Consider the following 12,190-nt stretch of genomic DNA (forward strand, 5'->3'; position numbering starts at 1 on the left):
CGAGTTGTTCAGGGCGGACTAGCTACCGTGCGACGGTTGTGCACCATCGCTCATGCCGAAGTTGTCGGGGCCATCGCAGTTACTGACGTCGAACGTCACCGACCCACCGGAATTGACGGTTGCGCTCTGTGGACTGGTGCAATAGGCGGCCATCGCGACATGAGAGGTCGCCAACAGCATCACCGCCATCAGCCAACGTAGGGCCAGGCGCACGCTGCCCGCGCCGGTGCAATTCGTATACATCGTGTTATCCCCTTAGACACGCCACCCCGATGGCGTCGGCAACGGTCCTGGTGCCTCAGCTCAGCGCTTCGATGCCTTTCATGGCATAGCTCTGCGCTGCCGTACCATTTGAACAGGAACTGACTGCCAGTTAAAGAACAAAAAATTAATACTTCATCCCAGTTCTGGTGCAGCGCGGCTTGCCGCGCCCCTGACTGCCGGGTATCTCTAGAGGACCCCCCCGACATCTGGTCGACGGGTCACTTACGCAGGACATCTGGATGAGCGAGTTTTTCATTGGTCAGATCATGCTGAGCGGTTATGCGTTCGCGCCGAAGTACTTCGCGCAGTGCAATGGGCAATTGCTGCCGATCAATCAGAACCAGGCCCTGTTCAGTCTGCTTAGTACCCGTTTCGGCGGTGACGGCAGGACCAACTTTGCACTGCCAGACCTGCGCGGTCGCACGCCGATGGGCTATGGCCCGTCGGCCGATCCGAGCTGGCAGCCGTCTGCGCTGCCGATGGGTCAGGCCGCTGGCGCGGAGACGGTGACGCTGGTGAGCGACAACCTGCCTCCGCACACACACCTGATGGATTGCAGCAGTGGCAACGGCGACAACCGGGCGCCCTCCGGTCGCCTGTTCGCGAACAACGTCGTCAGTCCTGGTCCGGGAACGCCACACGCGCTGTACGCCGCCCCCGGCGCGATGGTGCCCCTGGCGCAGTCCACCATCGCCAACAGCGGTGGCAGCCAGGCGCATCCAAACGTGCAGCCGTACACCACGATCAATTTCTGCATCGCGCTGTCCGGCATCTTCCCTTCGCGCAGCTAGGCGCATCCGCATTCGGGCGCCCAGCGCGCGTCAGCGCGCGCGGCGCCTCATCGACCAGGAAGCATCTCATGGGTACTCCCTTCATCGGCGAAATCCGCATGTTCGGCTTCGGCCGCACGCCCCAGGGCTGGCAGGCGTGCGACGGCTCGTTGCTGCAGATCTCCGAATACGAGCCGTTGTACGTCCTGCTCGGCACCGCCTACGGCGGCAACGGCACCAGCACCTTCGCGGTTCCGGACCTGCGTGGCCGCCTGCCGATCCATCAAGGCCAGGGGCCAGGCCTCGGCAACTACGTGCTCGCCCAGAGTGCCGGCACCGAGACGGTCACGTTGACCGATCTGCAGATGCCGGCGCATACGCACACTGCGCAGGCCACCACCGCGGCGGCGACTGCGCCGGCGCCTGCCGGGCTGCTACCCGGCGCGGTCAATGGCGCTGTGTTCTATGCCAACGACCTCACCGGCGCCAGCATGGTGGCGATGTCCGGGCAGAGCACCTCGTACGCCGGCGGCAACCAGCCGCACGACAACACGATGCCGACGCTGACGGTGCAGTACTGCATCGCCACCACCGGCATCTTTCCGCAGCAAGCCTGATCCCATGCGCCGCGCCGACATGGCTGCGGCACGCATCCGCTCCACCGGAGGAATCCGCTCATGACCGAACCCTATCTCGGCGAAATCCAGCTGTTTGGCTTCGACTACAACCCGTATGGCTGGGCCCTGTGCAATGGCGCCATCCTGCCGATCACGCAGAACAGCGCGCTGTACTCGCTGCTCGGCGTGGCCTACGGCGGCAACGGCAGCAGCACCTTCCAGCTGCCGAACTTCAGCGCGCGTGCCGGCTGCCAGCAGGGCCCGGGCCCGGGGCTGACTCCGCACACGCTAGGCAGCAATTTCGGCTCCGCAGGGGTGAGCCTGTCGAGTACGGAGATCCCGATGCACCAGCACGGCGTCAATGCGTTCTCGCAGGCGGACGCGACCAAGAAGACCGGTGCCCCTGCCAGCGGTGCCGCGTTGTCGTCGCTGAATCTCACCAACGAGCGTCCGTTCCTGGCGGTCGCCCCGAACCAGCAGTTCTCCCCGGCCATGCTGCTGCCCACCGGCAACGCCCTGGCACACGAGAACCGGCAGCCGTATCTGGCGCTGAACTTCTGCATCGCGCTGTCCGGCGACTACCCTGTCTTCAGTTGATGTCATGACACGCCTGCTTTCCAGCGAGGTCGTGAAGGCATCCGCCGACGCAAGCCAGACCAGGTTACCGGGTGTGCACGCCATTACCCTGCGTGGGGAGCGGGATGCCGATCTGCCCTGGTTGCAGGATCTGTACGCCAGCACGCGTCGCGACGAGCTGGCACCGGTGCCGTGGCCGGAAGCGACCAAGCGCGCCTTCCTGCAGCAGCAGTTCGCCCTGCAACGCGCGCATTACCGGCAGCAGTTTGCCGATGCGGACTTTCTGATCGTGCAGGCCAAAGGTCTATCGATCGGCCGGCTCTATCTGCACCGCGCCGGCGCGCACCACACGCTGGTCGATATCAGCCTGCTGCCGGACTGGCGTGGGCGAGGCGTCGGCTCGCAATTGATTGCACATGCGCAGGCACTGGCGCGCGAGACCGCCTGCGTGTTGGCACTGCACGTGCTGCACGCCAACCCCTCCGCGCAACGCCTGTATGCCCGCCTCGGATTCGTTGCAGGCGACAGCACCCAGACCCATCTGCAGATGCACTGGCATCCGCGCGATCACCTACTCAGCTGAACGAGCAACTGGCCGTGTTCAATTGAATACGGCTTGATACAAGAACCCGTCGCGCTCGCGTGCCACCGGCACCAGGAAGATACCGATCTCGCCGAGCCGCGCATGTCGCATCTGATAGGTCTGCTGTGGAAACAAAAAGGCCGAGCCATTGCGAAACAGCAACGAAAACGGTGCACGTTGCGAATTGCGCGCATGCTGCAAGGGCCGCGCTTCCACCAGCACGAACGGCACCTCGCCCTCATTCAATGCGGCAGCAAAGGTTTCGTTGACGCTACCGGCGAAGTGTTCAAGCGTCAGCAACTCCATGCAAGATTCCTGTAGCGACGAAGTAGCCATGGATCGTCACGTTTTGTGGCCGGTTCGACAAGATGCCGCTGCCGACAACGCGACGTGCTCGGCAGATCGTTGCAACAGCGCCAGGCAAGACGACGACAGCGCACGGGCCAATCTGCAGGTAAACACCGCGCGCCTTGGCAACGGTCGCTTACGTCCCTACTGCGGCGTACGTTCTTGATCCCGCTCGCCTGCGTGTGGCCTGGTTGCGTTGCAGGACACGCTGTTACGCAGACAGCGACGCGCAACCCGCACATCGCCGCTCGGTGAATGCGACAATACTGCACGCGCCAGTCTGGTTATGTTCAGCGGTGCGCGGGCTACTCTATCGCGTTGTAATTTTGTTAAAGGCACCGATGACGGCTTCCGCTTCCCCTGTCGTGCAGTTGTCCGGTGTCCGCATCGATCGCGGCGGGCGCACGATCCTGCGCGATGTGTCGCTGGAGGTGCCACGCGGCAGCATCACGGCCGTGCTCGGTCCGTCCGGTAGCGGCAAATCCACCATGCTGGCGGCGCTGACCGGCGAGCTGCGCCCGGTCGCCGGCACGGTCACGCTGTTCGGCAATCCCATTCCCACCGGCAACCGCGCGCTGCTGGAGATGCGTCGCAACGTCGGTGTGCTGCTGCAGGGCAATGGCCTGCTCACCGACCTCAGCGTGGCCGAGAACGTCGCGCTGCCACTGCGCACCCACACGCGGTTGCCGGCAGCGGTGCTGCAGCGCCTGGTCCAGATGAAGCTGCATGCAGTCGGCCTGCTGGCCGCAGCCGATGCCTGGCCGCGCGAGTTGTCCGGCGGCATGGCGCGGCGCGTGGCACTGGCGCGCGCGCTGGCACTGGACCCGCCGCTGATGATCTACGACGAGCCGCTGACCGGGCTGGACCCGATCGCCTCGGGGGTGATCATGAGCCTGATCCAGCGTCTCAACGACAGCCTGGGCCTGACCAGCATCATCGTCAGCCACCATGTGCACGAGACGCTGCCGATCTGCGACCAGGCGGTGGTGATCGCCAATGGCGGCATCGTGTTCGCCGGCACGCCTGCGCAGCTGCAAGACAGCACTGACCCGCTGGTGCAGCAATTCCTGCATGGCCAGCCGGACGGCCCGATCGCCTTCGATGCCACCCCGCGCCGCGACCGGAGTGCTGCCTGATGGCCTTCGCCGATTCCATTCGCGCCTTCGGCCGCGCCGGCCTGTTTTCGCTGACGGTGCTGCGTGGCTCGCTGCCCACGCGCGATTTCATCGCCGAACTGGTGCGCGAGATCTACAAGGTCGGTGCGCGCTCGTTGCCGATCATTGCGGTGGGCGGCGCCTTCGTCGGCCTGGTGCTGACCTTGCAGGGCTATCGCACGCTCACCACCTACGGTGCATCGGATGCGTTGTCCACGCTGTTGGGCCTGTCGCTGTATCGCGAACTGGCGCCGGTGCTGACCGCCTTGTTGTTCATCGGCCGCGCCGGCAGTTCGATCGCCGCCGAGCTCGGTCTGATGCGCGCCACCGACCAGATCAAGGCGCTGGAACTGATGGCCATCGACCCGGTGGCCAAGGCAGTGGCGCCGCGCTTCTGGGCGGCGGTGCTGACGGTGCCGCTGTTGACCGGCGTGTTCTGTTCGCTGGCCATCACCGGGGGCTATTTCGAAGCGGTGCATGTGCTGGGCATCGACAACGGCACGTTCTGGTCGGGGCTGAGCAATAGCGTGGACTTCTGGGACGACTTCGGCGTGGCGATGCTCAAGTCGGCGATCTTCGGCGGCACCGCGGCACTGGTTGCCGCCTACGTGGGCTTCCATGCCGAACCGACCATCGAAGGCACCTCGGTCGCCACCACCCGCGCGGTGGTGAACGCCTCGTTGCTGGTGCTGATGTTCAACTTCGTCCTTTCTGCAATGTTGTTTAGGTGAGTGGAATAACTATGGCCATGCGTGGACCACGACTCGAATTCGCCGTCGGCGCCTTTTTGCTGCTGACCCTGGCCTCGCTGCTGGTGCTGGCGGTGGCCTCGACCAACCAGCGCTGGGGCTTTGGCTCCAGCCAGTACACGCTGACCGCCCGCTTCAGCCAGATTGGCCAGTTGCGCGCGCAGGCACCGGTGAAGATCGGCGGCGTGACCATCGGCAAGGTGGCCGACATCAGCCTGGACCCGACCAAGTTCGATTCGATCGTGACCCTGTCGCTGGATACCAAGTACAAGGACCTGCCTGCCGACACCTCGGCCGGCATCTTCACCAGCGGCTTGCTGGGCGAGAGTTATATCGGGCTGCAGCCGGGCGGCGACCCGGACACCCTCAAGCCGGGCGACGAAATCGGCTTCACCCAGCCGGCGGTGGATCTGCTGCAGCTGGTCGGCAAATACATGTTCAGTGGTGGCGGTGGCGGCAGCAATGCCCCGGCCGCCGCCAACGGCCAGGCGCCTGCGCCTGCCCAAACCGCTCCTCCCTCTACGGAACCACACCAATGAAGACCACTGTGCTTTCTGCCGTCCTGGCCTCGACCCTGCTGGTGTGCGCACCGGCAACCGTGCTGGCGCAGCCGGCCGCTGCCAGCGCGCCTGCGCAGGGCGCGGCGACCAAGACCGTCATCGACAGCAGCACCCGCATCCTGAGCACGCTGGACCAGCGCCGTGCGGAGTTCCGCAGCAATCCGGCGGCGCTGCGTCAGTTCATCAACGGCGAGTTGAACAAGGCTTTCGACCGCGACTACTCGGCCCGTCTGGTGCTGGGTGTGCATGGCCGCGGCGCCTCCGATGCCGACGTCAAGCTGTTTGCCGATGCGCTGGCCGACAACCTGATGCAGCGTTATGGCACCGCGCTGCTGAATTTCGAAGGCAAGCCGACCTTCCGCGCCAAGTCCGAAAGCGCGCTGCCGGGCAACCGCGGCGTCAAGGTGTCCACCGACCTGCTGCGTGCCGGCAACGACCCGACCCCGGTCGATTACCTGATGCGCAATACCGGCGGCCAGTGGAAGATTTTCGACGTGATGATCGAAGGCATCTCCTACGTGCAGACCTTCAAGACCCAGTTCGACGGCCCGCTGCGCGAGAAGGGCATCGCCAAGGTGGCCGCCGAGCTGCGTAGTGGCAACCTGCAAGTCGGTGCGGCACCGGCCAATGGCAACTAACACCGTGCAACGCACGGGCGACACGCTGGTCATCACCGGCGTGCTCGACCGTGCGGCGGTCACCGCGGCCTGGCCGCAGGCGATCGCACAGCTGGATGGCGCGCGCACGCTGGACCTGTCGGGTGTACAACGCCTGGACAGTGCCGGCGTGGCGATGCTGGCCGAACTGGCTGCCCGGTTGCGTCAAGCCGGCAGCGGCGAAGTGGTCGGCGAGGCGTCAGGTCTGGACGAATTGCGCGCCGCTTACCGGTTGTCCCCCACTCTCGATTTTCAGGCCTGAGCGCCAGCCCATGACCCAGTTCCGTTCTCTTCCGTTGTTGGCCAGCCTGCTGCTGGGTGCCTGCGCCAGCCAGGCGCCCAAATCCGCACCGCCGTCGGGCGGTACCGCCATCGCGCCTGCGGCCGACGCGCCGGTACGCGACGATGCCGGAATGACCGCGCAGCCAGCCGCGTCCGGGATGGCCGCCCCGGATGCGCTGCCGGCAAGCGCTGCTGCTCCTGCCGATCCGCAAGCCGCTGCGGGCGCCGACACCGCCGCTGCAGGCGCGCCCACCGATGCCGAAAGCGACTTCGACGCACTGTATGGCCCGACCACCCCGCAAGCAGGCGCCAACGGTGCGCCGGCACAACTGGGCGCGGCGCCGGCATACGACCCGTGGGAGCGCTACAACCGCGGCATACACCGCTTCAATATGGCGGTGGACCGCGGCGTGGCGCGTCCGTTGGCGACGGCCTACACCAAGGTGGTGCCGAGCCCGGCGCGCCTGGGCGTGACCAACTTCTTCTACAACCTGGGCACGCCGCTGACCATGGTCAACCAGCTGCTGCAAGGCCACCCGGTCCATGCAATGCAGTCGCTGGGGCGCTTTGTGATGAACAGCACCCTGGGTGTGGCTGGGCTGTTCGACCCCGCCTCGGCGGCCGGTATCCCGCGGCGCAGCGAAGACTTCGGCCAGACGCTGGGCGCGTGGGGCTGGCGTAACTCGCGTTACTTCGAGCTGCCGTTGTTCGGGCCGCGCACCGTACGCGACACCTTCGGGCTGGCGGGCGATATTCCGCTGTCGTGGATTCGCCAGGTGGACGACGGCGGTACGCGCTTTGCCCTGCAGGGCTTGCAGCTGGTGGACACGCGCGCGCAGCTGATGTCGCTGGATTCGTTGCGCGACCAGGCGCCGGACGAATACGCGCTGACCCGCGATGCGTGGATGCAGCGACGCAATTACCAGATCACCCGCGACCTGCGGAGCCATCGCGAAAAGAACAACGAGCTGCCGGAATACCTGCGCGACGACAAGGACAATACCGTGCCGGGTAACGCCATGCCGATCCCGAGCTGGGTACGTTGAGCGGTCGGGGAGTTGGTCAGCGACGAGGGTCAAAGCCCGGGAGATCCCGGGCTTTTTTGTCGCTGCTCTCTTGCGGGCCTGCTGGTCGGCGGTAGCGGCAGGGAGGCTGAACTACAGTCCTGCCGGGAATATCACGTGGCGGCGTACGCCTCCAGAATCGCCTGCTGGAGATCCGGCGGCAGCTTGGCATAGTCGTCAGCACGATCCTGGAACTTGTCAGCGAGTGTGGTGGACAGATCAAACCCGTCCGCCACCGCGGCGATCACCAATAGCGTACAGATCGCAAACTCACGCGCATGGCCCGGCACAAGGATGTGGGCGCCCAACTCGACGACCTCATACGGGTACCACTCCTCGCCCTGCTCGAACCGGCCACCGCGCGCAACCACGGATGCAAGCGCCTGTGAGTGCCGCTCTGCGTCCTGGCCGTCGTCGCGCTGGGCAATGAAGCGCACTTCGTCAGGCGTCAGCGACTGCAGTAGTACAGCCAACGTTGGCGCTGACTCGGCCACGCACTAGCCAGCCAACGCCGTATCGATCGCCTGACGCAGGCGCGCATCGTCGGCGGGGATGTCCGGGGCGAAGCGGTCGATGATCTTGCCGTCGCGGCCGATCAGGAATTTTTCGAAGTTCCACACCACGCCCGGCGCGGGGTTGGGGGCGATGCCGTAGCCGGCAAGTTTCTCGCGCATCGGACCGTCGCCGGTGGTGTGCGGATGCGTGCTGGTCAGTGCCTGATACAGCGGGTGCGCGTGGTCGCCAGTGACGGCGATCTTGGCAAACATCGGGAAGGTGACGTCGTAGGTGAGCTGGCAGAACTGCGCGATCTCCGCTTCGCTGCCCGGCTCCTGGCCGTTGAAGTCGTTGGCCGGAAACGCCAGCACTTCCAGGCCCTGTGCGCGCTTGTCGCGATACAACGCTTCCAGCCCTTCGTACTGCGGGGTCAGGCCGCACTTGGAGGCGACGTTCACCACCAGCATCACCTTGCCGCGATAGTCCGCCAAGGTGGTGGGCTGGCCATCGATGCGGGTCACGGGGATGTCGTATAGCGTCTGGCTCATCGATGCGTCCTGGGCAGGGAGAGCCCAGAGCATAAACGGCCACGGTGAGGCGAGCGATGCCGCTGGCTCACGCTGCTGGCCGTTGTCTGCAACGACGTCCGCGGGCCGATCGGCTGACCGGCCGTCCACGCGCTCGGCCATCTTCGAAGCCATCAATCGATGCAGAGCGCCGCCTGGCCCTTGCCGCCGACCACCGTCTGGCGGCAACCGAAGCGATCGCTGTCGCGCTGACAGATACCGGCGGCCGCCGCGCCGGTCGGCACGATGCTGATGGCCAGGCAGTCGCCGCTGCAATCGCTGTTGTCGGTGCAGGTCTTGCCGGCATCGGCGTACGGCACGATGCAGCGCGGAATCTGCATGCGGCCGACCGGCCGCAGTTGTCCACCCTTCGCCGTGCATTCGGCGGCATCGGCGGAGACGGTGTGCGGTGGCGGCGGAGCGTTCGCCGCGGCAGCCGGCCTGGTTACCGGACCAGTGCTGCATGCGGTCAGCAGCAGCGCGCAGAGCCCTGCGTGGATCCATCGGGTCGCCATGTTGAGCATCTCGTCTTGAACCAGGTGGGAGCAAGCATCGCGGTGGCGATGTCTGCGTGATGTGCGGTCTATCGGCGCAAGAGAACATGCCGAAGACCTGCATTCGTAGGAGCGCACCCCGGGCGCGACCAGCTTTTACCGATAACGCTTCATCGCGCCCGGATGCGCTCCTACGTTGTGCTGTCGCGCGGACGCCATGCATCACCGCCTGCAGCCGGATCACGCCTGCTCGTCGTTGCTATCGTCTTCGCTGCTGGTGCCGGTGTCGTCGCTGCCATCGTCCAGCAACGCCTGCGACTGATCGCCGGCCAGTGTTTCCACCCCGCGCAGGCGGCGTTCGATGGTGCGGGTCTTGCGGCTGGCTTCGCCCAGGCTCTTGCCGACGGTGCTGATCTGCCGCTCGGCCTTTTCGAGAATGCCGGCGAACTTGCCGAACTCGCTCTTCACCGCGCCCAGCACCTGCCAGACCTCGCTGGAGCGCTTTTCGATCGCCAACGTGCGAAAACCCATCTGCAGGCTGTTGAGCAAGGCGGTGAACGTGGTGGGGCCGGCCAGCACCACGCGGTGCTCGCGCTGCAGCAGATCGACCAGGCCGGCACGGCGGATCACTTCGGCATACAGCCCTTCGGTGGGCAGAAACATCACCGCGAAGTCGGTGGTGTGCGGCGGGCAGACGTACTTGTCGCTGATCGACTTGGCCTGGATGCGGATGGCGCGTTCCAGTTGCGCGGTCGACTGCTTGATCGCGTCGAGATCGCCCTTTTCCTGCGCATCGATCAGGCGTTCGTAGTCCTCGCGCGGGAACTTGGCGTCCACCGGCAGCCACACCACCTTCTCGTCGCCGCGTCCGGGCAGGCGGATGGCGAAATCCACCGCTTCGGCACTGTCGGGCTTGACCCGTACGCCGCGCGCGTACTGCTCCATCGTCAGCGTTTGCTCGAGGATGTTGTCCAGCTGCACTTCGCCCCAGCCACCGCGGTCCTTGACGTTGGTGAGCACGCGCTTGAGGTCGCCCACGCCGGTGGCCAGCTGCTGCATTTCGCCCAGGCCGCGCTGCACCTGTTCCAGCCGTTCGGAGACCAGCTTGAACGAGGCATCCAGACGCGTGTTGAGCGTGGTCTGCAATTTTTCATCGACGGTGGCGCGCATCAACTCGAGCTTGCTGGCGTTGTCGTGTTGCAGATTGGCCAACTGCTGCTCGAGCGTGGCGCGCATCTCGCCGATGCGCAGTTCGTTGCGCTGGGTGAGTTCGTTCAAGCGCAGGCCCAGCGCTTCGGTGAAACGCTGTTGCGATTGCCCGGCTTCCTGGCGCCCCTTGCGCGCGTCTTCGGCCAGCGCTTCGCGCAGCGCGGCCATGTGGGTGTCGGTGCGCGCCATCAGTTCGCCCAGTTGCTGGCCGAACACCTGGATGCGGGTTTCCTGTTGCTGGCCGAAACCTTCGAGCTGGGTGCGCAGTTCGGTCAGCCGCAGGGTCAGCAGTTCGCCGATGCGTTGTTGCGCAAGACCGCTTTCTTCGCGCGCCTTGCGGGCATCTTCGCCGAGCGCGTCGCGCAGCAGGTCCAGGCGTTGGTCGGTGCGCGTGGACAGTTCGGCGAGGTTGCGCGCGAAGGTTTCCAGGCGGGCGTCCTGCTGCCGCGCCAGGCCTTCGAGTTGCTCGCGCAGTTCGCCGCGACCATCGCGCTGTTCGGCGCGCAGCGCATGCTCCAGCGCGGTGGTGGACGGACGTCGCAGCAGCGCCAGCAGCTGCAACACGAGGACTACGACGAGCAGCCCGAGAAGGATCAGAGATTGGGATGACATGTACGCAGTGTAGCGGTGCTTGTCGCAACAGCTGCGTCGCGGAGCTTGGCCAGCGGCGCTCGCGCGCCAGCGCTGCTGGGTGCAGCTGCACGACAGCGGCCATGCCAGGTCGCTGTCGTGGGTGAGGCGTCTGCGCTCAGAAACCTTCCAGCACCAGCTTGCCGTGGGCACGGCGCAGGTTGCCGGCGGTGATGCGGCCGTAGTGCTCCCAGCCGCAGCGTCATCGAGCGTGGCCGACTTGCGCCCGACCAGGCACTCGTCCACCAGGTGAAATTGCGCATTGTGCCCGGGCGGGTCAGCGCGCCGGCGTCGTACACCGCATCGCCGGGCACGTGCCATTGCAGCGGCCTTCGCGTTTTCGGTGCGCGGATGATGGCTGCGCGGCTGCGCCATGACGCTGAAATGGCCAACGCACCTGTTCGATGTCGCATGGCGTGCGGTGCTGCTGCGCGCGTCATTGCCGTGTTCGTTGAAGCGCCCATCACTGCGGCGGCTCTAGCCTGCCGGCATGACCGCACCCAGCCCGGTTCGCATGCAGCGCTATGGCAATCGCAACGGCCACTCGGGCGTGGTGGCCTACGCGCTGGCCGACGACGCCATCGCCGTGCGCTTTCGCAGCGGCGAGACCTATGTGTATACCGCCGACAGCGCGGGCGCCGAGGTGGTCGCGACCATGCAGCGGCTCGCCACGGCCGGCCGCGGGCTGAGCACCTACATCAGCCAGACCGTGCGCGATGCATACGCGGGCAAGATCGAGCTGTAGCGGCGCAGGAGTGCAGCGGTGAGAATGCACCGCGCTCTGCCATTCGCCGCAGCGTGCGTGGATGCAGACGGCTGCGCTCGCTGCATCATGCGCGTGCGGCGTTGCCTGCAGCGCGTATCACCGCCGCCAACTGCCAGCCATCACGCGTGTCACCGAGGAACACATGCTGGAGATCTACGGAAAGCCGTGCTCGATCAATGTGCGCAAAGTGTTGTGGTTGTGCGATGAGCTGGGGCTGGACTACACGCTGTCGCATATGGCAGCGGCTTTGCATCGGTGCAGACGCCGGAATTTCGCGCGCTCAATCCCAATGCGCTGGTGCCGGTGATCCGCGACGGCGCACTAGGGAAGGTCTGATCAACTCACCGCAGATGCGCGACACTATCGCCTTATGTAGAGGATTCATCCATGCAGCTGACGTTCGGTGA

General features: G+C 65.7%; 17 protein-coding genes and 2 pseudogenes. 12 read left to right on the forward strand and 7 right to left on the reverse strand.

Annotation, left to right across the window (positions count from 1 at the left end):
• Positions 1 to 18 precede the first annotated feature (18 nt).
• Positions 19 to 243, reverse strand: coding sequence for a hypothetical protein (locus J7367_RS17300; RefSeq protein WP_057664162.1), 225 nt, complete (start codon positions 241 to 243; stop codon positions 19 to 21).
• A 260-nt stretch (positions 244 to 503) separates the two neighbouring features.
• Here J7367_RS17300 and J7367_RS17305 point away from each other — a divergent pair, with 260 nt between their 5' ends.
• The 4 genes from J7367_RS17305 (at position 504) to J7367_RS17320 (ending at position 2,810) form a co-directional block, all read left to right on the forward strand.
• Positions 504 to 1,055, forward strand: coding sequence for a tail fiber protein (locus J7367_RS17305; protein WP_007968272.1), 552 nt, complete (start codon positions 504 to 506; stop codon positions 1,053 to 1,055).
• 68 nt (positions 1,056 to 1,123) lie between these two features.
• Entirely contained in the window at positions 1,124 to 1,651 is a 528-nt protein-coding gene (locus J7367_RS17310) for a tail fiber protein (RefSeq protein WP_007968270.1), read from the forward strand.
• A gap of 60 nt (positions 1,652 to 1,711) precedes the next feature.
• Complete coding sequence (locus J7367_RS17315; protein ID WP_007968268.1) at positions 1,712 to 2,248, forward strand: tail fiber protein; 537 nt, start codon at positions 1,712 to 1,714, stop codon at positions 2,246 to 2,248.
• Positions 2,249 to 2,252: 4 nt separating this feature from the next.
• Positions 2,253 to 2,810, forward strand: a complete 558-nt coding sequence (locus J7367_RS17320) for a GNAT family N-acetyltransferase (protein WP_057664159.1) — start codon at positions 2,253 to 2,255, stop codon at positions 2,808 to 2,810.
• A gap of 18 nt (positions 2,811 to 2,828) precedes the next feature.
• On the opposite strand, the gene J7367_RS17325 is transcribed toward J7367_RS17320, so the two are convergent.
• Entirely contained in the window at positions 2,829 to 3,116 is a 288-nt protein-coding gene (locus tag J7367_RS17325; RefSeq protein ID WP_011257259.1) for a hypothetical protein, read from the reverse strand.
• A gap of 383 nt (positions 3,117 to 3,499) precedes the next feature.
• Here J7367_RS17325 and J7367_RS17330 point away from each other — a divergent pair, with 383 nt between their 5' ends.
• The 6 genes from J7367_RS17330 to J7367_RS17355 are packed head-to-tail and all read left to right on the forward strand — an operon-like array spanning position 3,500 to position 7,605.
• The gene (locus tag J7367_RS17330) at positions 3,500 to 4,294 is read left to right on the forward strand and encodes an ATP-binding cassette domain-containing protein (RefSeq protein ID WP_007971131.1); all 795 of its coding nucleotides are present in this window, start codon (positions 3,500 to 3,502) and stop codon (positions 4,292 to 4,294) included.
• Positions 4,294 to 5,043 (forward strand): MlaE family lipid ABC transporter permease subunit, encoded by a 750-nt coding sequence (locus J7367_RS17335; protein WP_003482308.1) that lies wholly within the window; start codon positions 4,294 to 4,296, stop codon positions 5,041 to 5,043. The genes J7367_RS17330 and J7367_RS17335 overlap by 1 nt, the downstream gene beginning before the upstream one ends.
• Before the next feature lie 11 nt (positions 5,044 to 5,054).
• Complete coding sequence (gene mlaD / locus J7367_RS17340; protein ID WP_005912377.1) at positions 5,055 to 5,600, forward strand: outer membrane lipid asymmetry maintenance protein MlaD; 546 nt, start codon at positions 5,055 to 5,057, stop codon at positions 5,598 to 5,600.
• The gene (locus J7367_RS17345) at positions 5,597 to 6,259 is read left to right on the forward strand and encodes an ABC transporter substrate-binding protein (RefSeq protein ID WP_003482305.1); all 663 of its coding nucleotides are present in this window, start codon (positions 5,597 to 5,599) and stop codon (positions 6,257 to 6,259) included. The genes mlaD and J7367_RS17345 overlap by 4 nt, the downstream gene beginning before the upstream one ends.
• Positions 6,249 to 6,539, forward strand: coding sequence for an STAS domain-containing protein (locus J7367_RS17350; RefSeq protein WP_022560466.1), 291 nt, complete (start codon positions 6,249 to 6,251; stop codon positions 6,537 to 6,539). Before J7367_RS17345 ends, J7367_RS17350 begins: the two co-directional genes overlap by 11 nt.
• 10 nt (positions 6,540 to 6,549) lie before the next feature.
• Positions 6,550 to 7,605, forward strand: coding sequence for a VacJ family lipoprotein (locus tag J7367_RS17355; RefSeq protein ID WP_057664156.1), 1,056 nt, complete (start codon positions 6,550 to 6,552; stop codon positions 7,603 to 7,605).
• Between the two features lie 131 nt (positions 7,606 to 7,736).
• Here the strand turns inward: J7367_RS17355 and J7367_RS17360 are convergent, their stop codons facing one another.
• The 5 genes and pseudogenes from J7367_RS17360 to J7367_RS17380 all read right to left on the reverse strand — a co-directional run.
• Entirely contained in the window at positions 7,737 to 8,117 is a 381-nt protein-coding gene (locus J7367_RS17360; protein ID WP_057664153.1) for a hypothetical protein, read from the reverse strand.
• A 3-nt stretch (positions 8,118 to 8,120) separates the two neighbouring features.
• Positions 8,121 to 8,666 carry a glutathione peroxidase gene (locus J7367_RS17365; RefSeq protein ID WP_007968256.1) on the reverse strand — a complete coding sequence of 182 codons (546 nt, stop codon included), beginning with the start codon at positions 8,664 to 8,666 and terminating at the stop codon, positions 8,121 to 8,123.
• A gap of 152 nt (positions 8,667 to 8,818) precedes the next feature.
• Positions 8,819 to 9,223: a hypothetical protein gene (locus J7367_RS17370; RefSeq protein ID WP_176214976.1), complete on the reverse strand. Its 405-nt coding sequence runs from the start codon at positions 9,221 to 9,223 to the stop codon at positions 8,819 to 8,821.
• A 195-nt stretch (positions 9,224 to 9,418) separates the two neighbouring features.
• Positions 9,419 to 10,951 carry a DNA recombination protein RmuC gene (gene rmuC / locus J7367_RS17375; protein ID WP_176214975.1) on the reverse strand — a complete coding sequence of 511 codons (1,533 nt, stop codon included), beginning with the start codon at positions 10,949 to 10,951 and terminating at the stop codon, positions 9,419 to 9,421.
• A gap of 258 nt (positions 10,952 to 11,209) precedes the next feature.
• Positions 11,210 to 11,328, reverse strand: a pseudogene (locus J7367_RS17380) (zinc-binding alcohol dehydrogenase family protein); the annotation flags it as partial.
• 203 nt (positions 11,329 to 11,531) lie between these two features.
• Between J7367_RS17380 and J7367_RS17385 the strand changes: the two are divergent.
• Both J7367_RS17385 and J7367_RS17390 read left to right on the forward strand, forming a co-directional pair.
• Positions 11,532 to 11,762 (forward strand): hypothetical protein, encoded by a 231-nt coding sequence (locus tag J7367_RS17385; RefSeq protein WP_033481426.1) that lies wholly within the window; start codon positions 11,532 to 11,534, stop codon positions 11,760 to 11,762.
• A 163-nt stretch (positions 11,763 to 11,925) separates the two neighbouring features.
• Positions 11,926 to 12,095, forward strand: a pseudogene (locus tag J7367_RS17390) (glutathione S-transferase N-terminal domain-containing protein); the annotation flags it as partial.
• Between the last annotated feature and the right edge of the window lie 95 nt (positions 12,096 to 12,190).

The organism is Xanthomonas sp. D-36-1 (assembly GCF_017746155.1).
Classification (GTDB): domain Bacteria; phylum Pseudomonadota; class Gammaproteobacteria; order Xanthomonadales; family Xanthomonadaceae; genus Xanthomonas; species Xanthomonas cissicola.

What these genes read in the sequence shown, in the direction of transcription:
- J7367_RS17325 (WP_011257259.1), bottom strand. Translation starts at nt 3,116, where the DNA reads ATGGAGTTGCTGACGCTTGAACACTTCGCCGGTAGCGTCAACGAAACC.
- mlaD (WP_005912377.1), top strand. Translation starts at nt 5,055, where the DNA reads ATGGCCATGCGTGGACCACGACTCGAATTCGCCGTCGGCGCCTTTTTG.
- J7367_RS17305 (WP_007968272.1), top strand. Translation starts at nt 504, where the DNA reads ATGAGCGAGTTTTTCATTGGTCAGATCATGCTGAGCGGTTATGCGTTC.
- J7367_RS17365 (WP_007968256.1), bottom strand. Translation starts at nt 8,666, where the DNA reads ATGAGCCAGACGCTATACGACATCCCCGTGACCCGCATCGATGGCCAG.
- J7367_RS17300 (WP_057664162.1), bottom strand. Translation starts at nt 243, where the DNA reads ATGTATACGAATTGCACCGGCGCGGGCAGCGTGCGCCTGGCCCTACGT.
- J7367_RS17310 (WP_007968270.1), top strand. Translation starts at nt 1,124, where the DNA reads ATGGGTACTCCCTTCATCGGCGAAATCCGCATGTTCGGCTTCGGCCGC.
- J7367_RS17355 (WP_057664156.1), top strand. Translation starts at nt 6,550, where the DNA reads ATGACCCAGTTCCGTTCTCTTCCGTTGTTGGCCAGCCTGCTGCTGGGT.
- J7367_RS17350 (WP_022560466.1), top strand. Translation starts at nt 6,249, where the DNA reads ATGGCAACTAACACCGTGCAACGCACGGGCGACACGCTGGTCATCACC.
- J7367_RS17330 (WP_007971131.1), top strand. Translation starts at nt 3,500, where the DNA reads ATGACGGCTTCCGCTTCCCCTGTCGTGCAGTTGTCCGGTGTCCGCATC.
- J7367_RS17315 (WP_007968268.1), top strand. Translation starts at nt 1,712, where the DNA reads ATGACCGAACCCTATCTCGGCGAAATCCAGCTGTTTGGCTTCGACTAC.
- J7367_RS17385 (WP_033481426.1), top strand. Translation starts at nt 11,532, where the DNA reads ATGCAGCGCTATGGCAATCGCAACGGCCACTCGGGCGTGGTGGCCTAC.
- J7367_RS17345 (WP_003482305.1), top strand. Translation starts at nt 5,597, where the DNA reads ATGAAGACCACTGTGCTTTCTGCCGTCCTGGCCTCGACCCTGCTGGTG.
- J7367_RS17320 (WP_057664159.1), top strand. Translation starts at nt 2,253, where the DNA reads ATGACACGCCTGCTTTCCAGCGAGGTCGTGAAGGCATCCGCCGACGCA.
- J7367_RS17335 (WP_003482308.1), top strand. Translation starts at nt 4,294, where the DNA reads ATGGCCTTCGCCGATTCCATTCGCGCCTTCGGCCGCGCCGGCCTGTTT.